At 54.9% G+C, this 8,385-nt stretch carries 13 protein-coding genes; 11 read left to right on the top strand and 2 right to left on the bottom strand.

What is annotated here, in order from left to right:
- Window positions 1–14 precede the first annotated feature (14 nt).
- On the top strand, window positions 15–197 hold the full coding sequence (locus E4P82_RS23420) for a lytic transglycosylase domain-containing protein (protein ID WP_338140975.1): 183 nt from the start codon (window positions 15–17) through the stop codon (window positions 195–197).
- Here the strand turns inward: E4P82_RS23420 and E4P82_RS20540 are convergent.
- Window positions 189–392, bottom strand: coding sequence for a hypothetical protein (locus E4P82_RS20540; protein ID WP_169250624.1), 204 nt, complete (start codon window positions 390–392; stop codon window positions 189–191). The genes E4P82_RS23420 and E4P82_RS20540 overlap by 9 nt on opposite strands.
- 177 nt (window positions 393–569) lie before the next feature.
- Entirely contained in the window at window positions 570–851 is a 282-nt protein-coding gene (locus E4P82_RS20535) for a hypothetical protein (RefSeq protein ID WP_169250623.1), read from the bottom strand.
- Window positions 852–957: 106 nt separating this feature from the next.
- On the opposite strand from E4P82_RS20535, the gene E4P82_RS20530 reads away from it, so the two are divergent.
- The 10 genes from E4P82_RS20530 to E4P82_RS20480 all read left to right on the top strand — a co-directional run bounded on the left by E4P82_RS20530 (window position 958) and on the right by E4P82_RS20480 (window position 8,357).
- On the top strand, window positions 958–1,515 hold the full coding sequence (locus E4P82_RS20530; protein WP_169250622.1) for a TonB-dependent receptor plug domain-containing protein: 558 nt from the start codon (window positions 958–960) through the stop codon (window positions 1,513–1,515).
- Window positions 1,516–1,558: 43 nt separating this feature from the next.
- Complete coding sequence (locus E4P82_RS20525) at window positions 1,559–2,251, top strand: TonB-dependent receptor (protein WP_169250621.1); 693 nt, start codon at window positions 1,559–1,561, stop codon at window positions 2,249–2,251.
- A gap of 13 nt (window positions 2,252–2,264) precedes the next feature.
- Window positions 2,265–2,750, top strand: coding sequence for a TonB-dependent receptor plug domain-containing protein (locus E4P82_RS20520; protein WP_246327768.1), 486 nt, complete (start codon window positions 2,265–2,267; stop codon window positions 2,748–2,750).
- Window positions 2,751–3,284: 534 nt separating this feature from the next.
- Window positions 3,285–3,953 carry a type 1 periplasmic-binding domain-containing protein gene (locus tag E4P82_RS20510; protein WP_169250620.1) on the top strand — a complete coding sequence of 223 codons (669 nt, stop codon included), beginning with the start codon at window positions 3,285–3,287 and terminating at the stop codon, window positions 3,951–3,953.
- 21 nt (window positions 3,954–3,974) lie between these two features.
- Entirely contained in the window at window positions 3,975–5,135 is a 1,161-nt protein-coding gene (locus E4P82_RS20505; protein WP_169250619.1) for a histidine kinase dimerization/phospho-acceptor domain-containing protein, read from the top strand.
- 86 nt (window positions 5,136–5,221) lie between these two features.
- Window positions 5,222–5,575 (top strand): ATP-binding protein, encoded by a 354-nt coding sequence (locus E4P82_RS20500; RefSeq protein WP_169250618.1) that lies wholly within the window; start codon window positions 5,222–5,224, stop codon window positions 5,573–5,575.
- Between the two features lie 127 nt (window positions 5,576–5,702).
- Window positions 5,703–6,110, top strand: coding sequence for a response regulator (locus tag E4P82_RS20495; RefSeq protein ID WP_211203239.1), 408 nt, complete (start codon window positions 5,703–5,705; stop codon window positions 6,108–6,110).
- Window positions 6,100–7,095 carry a response regulator gene (locus tag E4P82_RS20490; RefSeq protein WP_169250616.1) on the top strand — a complete coding sequence of 332 codons (996 nt, stop codon included), beginning with the start codon at window positions 6,100–6,102 and terminating at the stop codon, window positions 7,093–7,095. The genes E4P82_RS20495 and E4P82_RS20490 overlap by 11 nt, the downstream gene beginning before the upstream one ends.
- Before the next feature lie 699 nt (window positions 7,096–7,794).
- Window positions 7,795–8,217 (top strand): hypothetical protein, encoded by a 423-nt coding sequence (locus E4P82_RS20485; protein WP_169250615.1) that lies wholly within the window; start codon window positions 7,795–7,797, stop codon window positions 8,215–8,217.
- Window positions 8,196–8,357: a hypothetical protein gene (locus E4P82_RS20480; RefSeq protein ID WP_169250614.1), complete on the top strand. Its 162-nt coding sequence runs from the start codon at window positions 8,196–8,198 to the stop codon at window positions 8,355–8,357. The genes E4P82_RS20485 and E4P82_RS20480 overlap by 22 nt, the downstream gene beginning before the upstream one ends.
- The last annotated feature ends 28 nt before the right edge of the window (window positions 8,358–8,385 follow it).

Raw genomic sequence — 8,385 nt, 5'->3', positions numbered from 1 at the left:
CGGTACTCGCGATTTTGCGCGGGTTGCTGGATCACTTTAACGAGGATGTAACATTGACCTTAGCCAGTTACAATGCCGGTGAGGGTAAGGTGGTTCGATACGGCGGAATTCCGCCATATCGGAAGACGCAACAGGATGAAGGTACAGGACATCCATCCCCTCTTAAAGGACAGAGTTGCCGGAAGAGATCAGGGTAAAACTCGTACCAGTTTGACTTCTTTCCAAGGTAATTCGATGACAGGCCCCTGAACCGATTGTCCATCGGAAGATGGCTTGAACAGAAACAGGCGATCTTGATTTTCCAGCAGCAATCGATAAACACCTTTAGGTAATTCCTCGTATAGCTCCCGCAAGGTTTCATCCACGGGTGGTTTGCTCAGCCAGACGCCCACTCGTGGTAAATCCGAAAAACGATTAGCTTTCTGTCCTTGAAAATAACGCCCGGCACTGATTCCGGTAGCCCACCAAGCCAATAAAAAAGGCCGATAAGGTGAGTATGACCTGCACATGCGTGAGCAACAGCGGACGATTTTTCTTTGATTCGAGCCCACCAAAATGCTAGTCGGGGTTCAAAAAAACACCAGCATTACAACTAAACAGACATAAGGAAGAAATAGCCACCACCACGCTTGAAAAACCCAAAAACTAAAACCGGGATAGGTCGCAATGGGTAGATTTAGCGCCAATAGCCCCACTTTAAAGTGCGCAAAGTAGTGATAAGCATAGGCCCAACCGGTGAAGAAGACAAAGGCGACCACCATGCTTGAAAGGGTCATGAGATAAAATAATAGAGACACGGAAGAACGCGCTCCAATGATTTGCTGCTTGTGGTGATCATCAATCGATTCCAAATGATTCTCCATTCCAGCGATCATCATAATGATGAATTATGGGTAGATCATGATGTATAGATATATGAAAGTATGCTGCTGTTTAATTACCCCTATCTCAGTCTGCATGGCGCAGGATAATATTTTTGGCCCATATCCCACCGAGCGCGAAGTCGTTGCTGACAATGTCTCTATCGCATCGGGCTATAGTCAATCGATCCAAAGCGCACCAGCGGTTACGTCCGTTATTACGGCGGAGCAAATCAAGAATATGGGCGCGCGAGATTTATATGACGTGTTGCAAACAGTCCCTGGTTTTTTTCTGGCCCAGAATATAGCTGGTATTGAGCCGATTATTGTTGTTCGTGGGTTTTGGTCCAGTTTTAATCAAACTGTCCTGATCTTGCTGGACGGCATTCCGCAAACCAATGACCTATCCGGGGATCGATTGGCCGTGCTTGGTCTATTACCGCTGGATATGATTGATCGAATCGAGATCATACGCGGCCCAGGTTCCGCCTTATACGGCGCCGACGCTTTTTCCGCAGTAATCAATATTATTACCCGCCAAACCCCGCCTGACAAAACGCAGATAACGCTGGGTGGTGGCTCGCTGCAAACGTATGATGCGCGCTGGATGAGCGGGGGGGCGGGTCGGCAACTTCGACATTGTCGGCGCTTTTGAATATAAAGCGAGCGACGGTGATGCCCCTTTTATCGTTGCCGATTTGCAAACAAGTATTGATCACCTATTCGGCACTCGCGCATCCCTAGCGCCAGGTCTGTCTAACACGAACCAACGCCTGTTCGGCGCGCTTGTGAATGTGACTGGCGACCATACCTCGCTGATGCTGCGAACCTCGCTGGGTCGTGATATTGGGATGGGTATCGGTCTTGCCGCTGCTCTTGATCCCTACGGTACTATCGATACCAACACGTTCGAGGGTCGGTTTGAATGGCGGACTAATGGGGATCAATGGAAAGCAAAGGTTATATTCGATGAATTATTTTATCAAACCCTCATCAATAATGCTCATCTATTTCCACCGGGCGCATTTAATCTTTTCCCCAATGGAGTCATCTCAAATAGTAACATACAACTCCAGAAAACTCGACTACAAAGCAGAGTGGAGTATACGGGCTGGCCTTCTCATCATTTCAGCCTGGGTTTTGGAGCTGAAACCAATCGGATAAAGCAGAATTCCGAAAGTCGAAACTACACATTGATCAATGGCCTGACGATCCCTCTTGGAACTGTCCAAGCTATTGAAGATCCTAATCTATTAACCTTTGGCGGACGCACGTTTTCCAATGATCTACAATTTATTTACTTGCAAGATGAGTGGCATCTCTATCAGGATTGGGCGCTGACTTGGGGGGGTTCGCTACGATCACTATTCAGATTATGGCCATCAATTTAGCCCTCGAATCGCCTTGGTTTGGGATGCTTCCCCTTATTTATCTGCTAAACTACTTTATGGACGAGGATTTCGAGGTCCATCGCTCGTCGATACTCGAAGTCGCCAATCTCCTCTTGTTATTGGCAATCCTGACTTGAAACCCGAACAACTTGAAAGTGTTGAGCTTGCATTTGATTATCGAATCCATCCTGATTTATTAGCCCGCTTGGCTCTATTTTATCAAGAAACAAGCGATCAAATTCGGCTTCTTAATAATGAAGGTTTCACGTTGACACCGACGAACGTTGCCCATCAAATCGGCCATGGAATGGAATTGGAAACACTGTGGGATATTGACCAGCAGACCCAGTTTTATGGATCTTATAGTTATCAAGACAATCAAGATCAAACCACGAATACAGATATTGGTTATGCTCCCCATCACCTTTTACTGGCTCGTTTGCAACGGCAACAAAAAACCCTGGTTTTTTTTCGATTCAGGCGCGCTACGTCGGTTTGAGAGATCGAGGGTTCACGGACCCTCGGCCTCGCACGGAACCCTATACGATAATCGATGGATTAGTACGCTACGAAATTGCGTCAGATTTTGAGGTCAGTTTCGATATACGAAACTTGTTTGACGCGGATGCCGTGGATGATAGTCCTGGAGTGCTTTTACCGAGTGACATCCCTTTGTCCGGTCGCACGTTTTTACTTTACCTTGCTGCATCGTTTTTAACGGGTTAAAGCAACGCCAATTCATCATCAATCGCATGACACAGATCACGGTCCGATTGCGCGATGAAAAAGACAATTTTTCGTTGCGTGATCTTCATGTTATTTTGTTTATCTTATCCGATTCCACAAACGTTTGCGGCACCTTGGTTGGCGATATACCCGGACGCTCCCGTACCCTACCGGGAAGCGTTCGAGCAGATGTTGGACGGCATCGCCCACACCAACGGCGCACCCGTCTTACAAAAAGAAGATCACGGCCGCCACCTCGCAAGAAGAATTTCAAAGCTGGCTGATCGAAGGTCGCGACAAGACGGTGGTGCTCCTTGGACTCCAGGCGCTGGATTTCTACGAGCAAAGCGGGCAACACCGAAGCAATGTGTTTTTAACCGGCGTCAACGCGCTACCGGGCCAGGTTCCACTTCCCGGCATCAGTTTGACCGTCGATCCGACGCTTTACCTCCGCACGCTGCGCGAGCTGCTGCCCGACATCCGGCGCGTGGTGACCTACTACAATGCCCAGGAAGCACCTTGGCTGATACCGGTCAGGAAGGCGGCGCGGGACGCGCGTCTCGACATCGAAACCATCGGCGTGACCGACGCCTTCGACTTGGCGCGACAACTCGCGAGGACGTTCAAAACCCTCGATCCCCACACCACGGCGCTGTGGTTCGGTGGCAACACCATTCAACTGAACGACGAGCTGATCTATTCCTACGTGCTCGAACAAACCTGGGACCGGGGTATCGCCGTCTTTTCGGACACGATCGTCCACGTTAAACGCGGTTTTTTATTCGCGCTCTATCCCGACTACGCCGCGATCGGCAGCGAGCTGGGCACCTTGATCCAACAACACGCTCGAATGACGGGGTTGCGGTTTTCGCGAGCCGGCCGACTCGCTTTTAACCTGCGAACCGCACGTCACTTGGGCCTCACCGTGAGCGATGCGCTGATCCAACGTGCCCATCCCCTGTATTCAAATCCTTGAGGCTTGCTCGGAGGGTTGCTGATGGTCGCTTTTCGACCGCCTTTCACCCTGCATCAATTATTCGTGAGTGGCTTTCTCATCGGTATGCTCGCGTTAAGCTTCAGCGTCATCCTCTTTCTGCAACAACGATTGAGTGCCTATTTCTATGGCGATTTAATCGAAAATGGGCGAACGCTGTCTCTACGGATCGCTGAAGAAAGTCGCTTGCCGATCATCCAAGCAGCGGTCGAACACATCGAATCGCGTTTGGAGACGCTGGCCGCTTATCCAAACGTTACCGGACTCATGATCTTCGATTCCAGAGGCAAGACGCTATCCGCGTTCGGATCGAACCCCGTCCCTCCGAGGATGAATACGCTCGTCGGCGCCTCGACGACACGAACCCACGTCATCGAACGGCCGGATTCCGTCACGATCATGACCCCGGTTCACGAACGAAAAATCACCTCGCCAGACCGCGACCCCCATGCATTCGGAGGCAGGGTCCGTCAACCGACCACTCCATCCACCTCGCGCGACGCGCCCAACATCATCGGATTCGTGGTCCTGACCTTGACCAAGACCCCACTGCAAGCCGACCTGAATCAAATCAACCGACATATCCTGATCGTGATGTGGACCGGCATTCTGTCCTTTACGGCGGTGATGCTGTTCGCGTTGAGTCAATTGACCCGCCCGATCCAACGGTTGGCGCGGGTGATGTCCGACCCCGAAACCGTCGCGCGTTTCCGTCGGGTCGAGGTCCGCGGGGTACGGGAAGCCCAGCTTTTCGCGATCACCTTCAATGCCCTGATGACCCGCATCGCCGATTCGCAAGCCGATCTCGCCCGGCAGGTCGAGGAAGCCGTGCGGGAAATGAAACAGCAAAACGCCGAGTTAGTCGTTGCCCGCAAGCAAGCCGAAGCGGCCAGCCATGCGAAATCACAGTTCATCGCGAACGTGAGTCACGAAATCCGCACGCCCCTGCACGGCCTACTCGGTGCGCTTTCCTTGCTGGAAAAGACGCCGCTTTCGGACAAACAGAACAGCTATCTCGTGATGATACGGGAAGATGCGGATCGATTATTGAGAGAAATGAATAGCATCTTGGATTTCTCCCAACTGGAAGCGCGCGGACTCCCTCTACGGGAACAACCGTGTCCGCTCAAAAAAACTGCTGGAGCGCGTCGTCAAGCCGTTTGAGGTACGCGCGTGGGCCAAAAAGCTGCGCCTCACCTTGAGCCTTGATCCCGACTTGCCGGAATGGGTCCGAACCGACGGCGAGCAATTTGAAAAAAGTCATACACAATCTGATCGATAACGCCATTAAATTCACCGCGCAAGGCCAGGTTCGGATTCGCGCCTGGAACCAGCAAACCGGCGAGGATACATGCGACCTCCACTTGAGCGTCCAGGATACTGGGTTCGGTATTTCTCCCGAGCTGCAAGTGAAAATCTTCGAGCCGTTCACGCAAGTCGATTCATCCACCACGCGAAGGCATGGCGGGAACGGGTTGGGACTGGCGATCTGTCGCCAGCTCGTCGAACTCATGAATGGACGCATTACGTTAAAAAAGCCAGCCCGGAAAAGGCTCGACGTTCTACGTCGAGTTGCCGTTCACCCTGTCGCCACCGGCACCTGAATGCGACAACGAACCGTATGCTATTCAGGATGACGCGCACTCGCGGCTCATCGCTCCCCAAGACGAAGCTGTGTCCGAACGGCGACTCGGCAAATCCTTCCGGCCCGGTGGCCGCCGGGTGTTGGTGGTGGACGACGAACGGCAGAGTCGTTTGTACGCACAGTTCGTCCTCTTGGAATTGAATGCGGAAGTCATCACCGCCGCCAATGGTACGGAGGCGCTGACGGCGTGCGCGCGGCAGCGTTTCGATCTAATCCTGATGGACGTTCGGATGCCGGATATGGATGGATTGGAAACGACGTGCCGAGTGCGCCACCAACGGGCCGGCCTCAATACTCGTACACCGATCATTGGCCTGACCGCCGACGTATTAAACCTCGATCAACAGGACTGGAAGGCGGCCGGGATGAATGCCTGCCACCACAAACCGCTCGAATCCGATGTGCTCGCCGAGATTTTTACCCAATGGGGCATTGAGCGATCCATCCAAAAATTCTCTCTTTCGGCTTTCTTGGGAACGTATTATGAACACTGAATCGCCACGGGATTCCGCCGTCAATCGCGATCACCTCAATCGCTTTAGAACGAAACCCGCCGGTTTGCGGGAACTGATTTGGAGCTTTCTGAGCACCACCCCGGACCTCATGCAAGAGTTGGAACAGTGTTGCCAGCGACGGGACCAAGAAAATGCCAAGAATCTATTACACACGCTGACCGGCGCGGCGCTCAGCACCGGCGCCACCTCACTCGCGGAACGCTGTCGGCATTTGGCGCGCGATTGGGAACGGTCCAGTTCTCCAACCGCTCTCTCGCTCCAAACGCTCCAAGCAGAGGTTGAAAATACCCAGAATGCCCTACGGCATTTCATGGACGAATTAGCCGAGGATGAAACGTCACTCGTGCCCGCCGCGCGTCCGATCACTCTCCTGCTGGTCGAAGACAATGCCAGCGCGCGTGCGTTGGTCCGGCTCGTTCTGGAGAACGATCGCTTCGCGATCCTGGAAGCCACAAACGGCCGCGAAGCACTGGCCCTGGCGGAGCGCGAGTCGCCCGACCTCGCCATCGTGGATTTGAATCTCGGCCCGCCCGGACCAGAATCGCCTTCGGGTTTCAATCTCCTGCAACGGCTGAGAGAGCGGATGCCCGCCATCGTACTGACAGTCGATCAACGCCCCGAATCCATCCGGCGCGCGGCGGTGGCCGGCGCGTGGGGCTATCTGCTGAAATCGTCGGATCTGCACAACTTGTCCGCCACCGTCGAAATCGTGCTGGCCCGCTCCCGCGATCTTCGCGGGAAGAAACCGGCGACCGAAGCGCTCGACCTCGCCACCGGTTGGCTCATGGCGACCTACCGCTTGGATCAACCGGCGGCCCGCCGAGCGCTCGCCCACTTGGCGAACGAAAAGCGCTGCACCACATCCGAGATAGCCCAGGAAATTTTGGAATCACACCAGCTCCACAGCGCTCTCGGGCGTTTCATCGCCGAGCGCGTTCATGCCTCGGCGCGTGAGGAAGGTTGACAGCTTTTCGATGAGGCGCTAGCTTGAAAATAGTGGCCTTGGGAGCAGGTGGGAGGCCGCCGCCCTTGAAACGTTCCGTTTCGATGACGCCCGCGACTACAGATGTCCCGCCACCGGCGCGAGCCGGACCGGCATTGCGTCACCCACGCTGTTTGAAGCAGAGGGGAAACAGCCCGCGCGACTGCCCAGCCCGAATCGGGTGGCCAGTTGCCTGCCCCAGAGGCCAACAGCCCGTTCGCCACCGTTTCCACGGACCAGCGGGTGAGGCCGGTCGTCCCGGAAAGCGGCACGGCTGATTTACCTGGAAAAAGACGTTTTTTTCGAGTCCGCGCCAAGTCTGGCCTCAACTTTCGAGGCCGCTTGGGGCAACGGGTAAGTTATCGCTGCTTTCGGGTGAAATCATGCTTTCGATTGCATTCCGTTTTTTCTTCGCGCCCGCCGAACGGCGACCCTTCGCGTTCCTTCCCTCATTCACGCGCGCCCTCGTGCTTCGCGCCGTGGCGCCGTCCCCCGCCGACTTCAGGACCGTTCGCTCCCGCATTTTTCTTCTCAAGCCGGTTTCGGCGGCGCATCGCTCGTCTTTATCCGCCGCGCAAGTAGTGCTACAGTTGATTCATTCAACGCGAAAAAGCGGTTCTGGCGGAGAAATCAATCCCCCCCCAGAACCTGACCAGTAACCGACCTAACTGGAGGTCAGTCATGGCTAGCACGCCGGATTGCCGCGTTGCGTCGGCATCCCTCTCCGTTCCCGCCGGATTCACCGGCCATCCCCTCTCGTCCAACTCCTCGCCATTTCTTGCGGCGGACGAACTCCTCCAACGGCAACTCGACGAATTGGTGGCGATCCATCGCCAGCTACGCGGGCTCCTGGCGCCGTCACCGATCGTCGCCGACCCCGAACGGCCGCCGGGCCCGAGAAACGGGGATTTTCTGCTGATCCCCGAACTGTGGCGACTCCAGCGCGCCGTGGCGTCGCTGGAAGCCGAATGCGGCGCGCTCGTCGGGACGGCCCAAGCACGGCTGAACCGCGCGCGGATCGCCCTCGGCGCGTTGCAAAAAGGCGCGCATGACACCGGCCAACGACCGGGGGGAGGTGGATCATGTGCGCCATTGAACCGCTGAGCTGGGCGCCCGCGCCCTATTTCGACGATCCCTCGACCGATCCCCCGTCTGGACGCGATCCCGGATTCTATCAGAAACCAAATCGTGAACGTGGCGGAGGCCACGCTCACCACCGGCCACCGGCCTACCCCCCCGGTTAGTCGCTCGTGTCCTGGAACGGCTGCACAT

It is taken from the genome of Candidatus Competibacter phosphatis, from assembly GCF_012939995.1.
In the GTDB taxonomy this organism is placed as follows: domain Bacteria; phylum Pseudomonadota; class Gammaproteobacteria; order Competibacterales; family Competibacteraceae; genus Competibacter; species Competibacter phosphatis.
This window is presented reverse-complemented; position numbering and strand designations above follow the sequence as displayed.

Bases quoted from the DNA above. Each gene is read 5' to 3' on its own strand.
- E4P82_RS20485 (WP_169250615.1), top strand. From the start codon at position 7,795: ATGGCTAGCACGCCGGATTGCCGCGTTGCGTCGGCATCCCTCTCCGTT.
- E4P82_RS20480 (WP_169250614.1), top strand. From the start codon at position 8,196: ATGTGCGCCATTGAACCGCTGAGCTGGGCGCCCGCGCCCTATTTCGAC.
- E4P82_RS20490 (WP_169250616.1), top strand. From the start codon at position 6,100: ATGAACACTGAATCGCCACGGGATTCCGCCGTCAATCGCGATCACCTC.
- E4P82_RS20530 (WP_169250622.1), top strand. From the start codon at position 958: ATGGCGCAGGATAATATTTTTGGCCCATATCCCACCGAGCGCGAAGTC.
- E4P82_RS20505 (WP_169250619.1), top strand. From the start codon at position 3,975: ATGGTCGCTTTTCGACCGCCTTTCACCCTGCATCAATTATTCGTGAGT.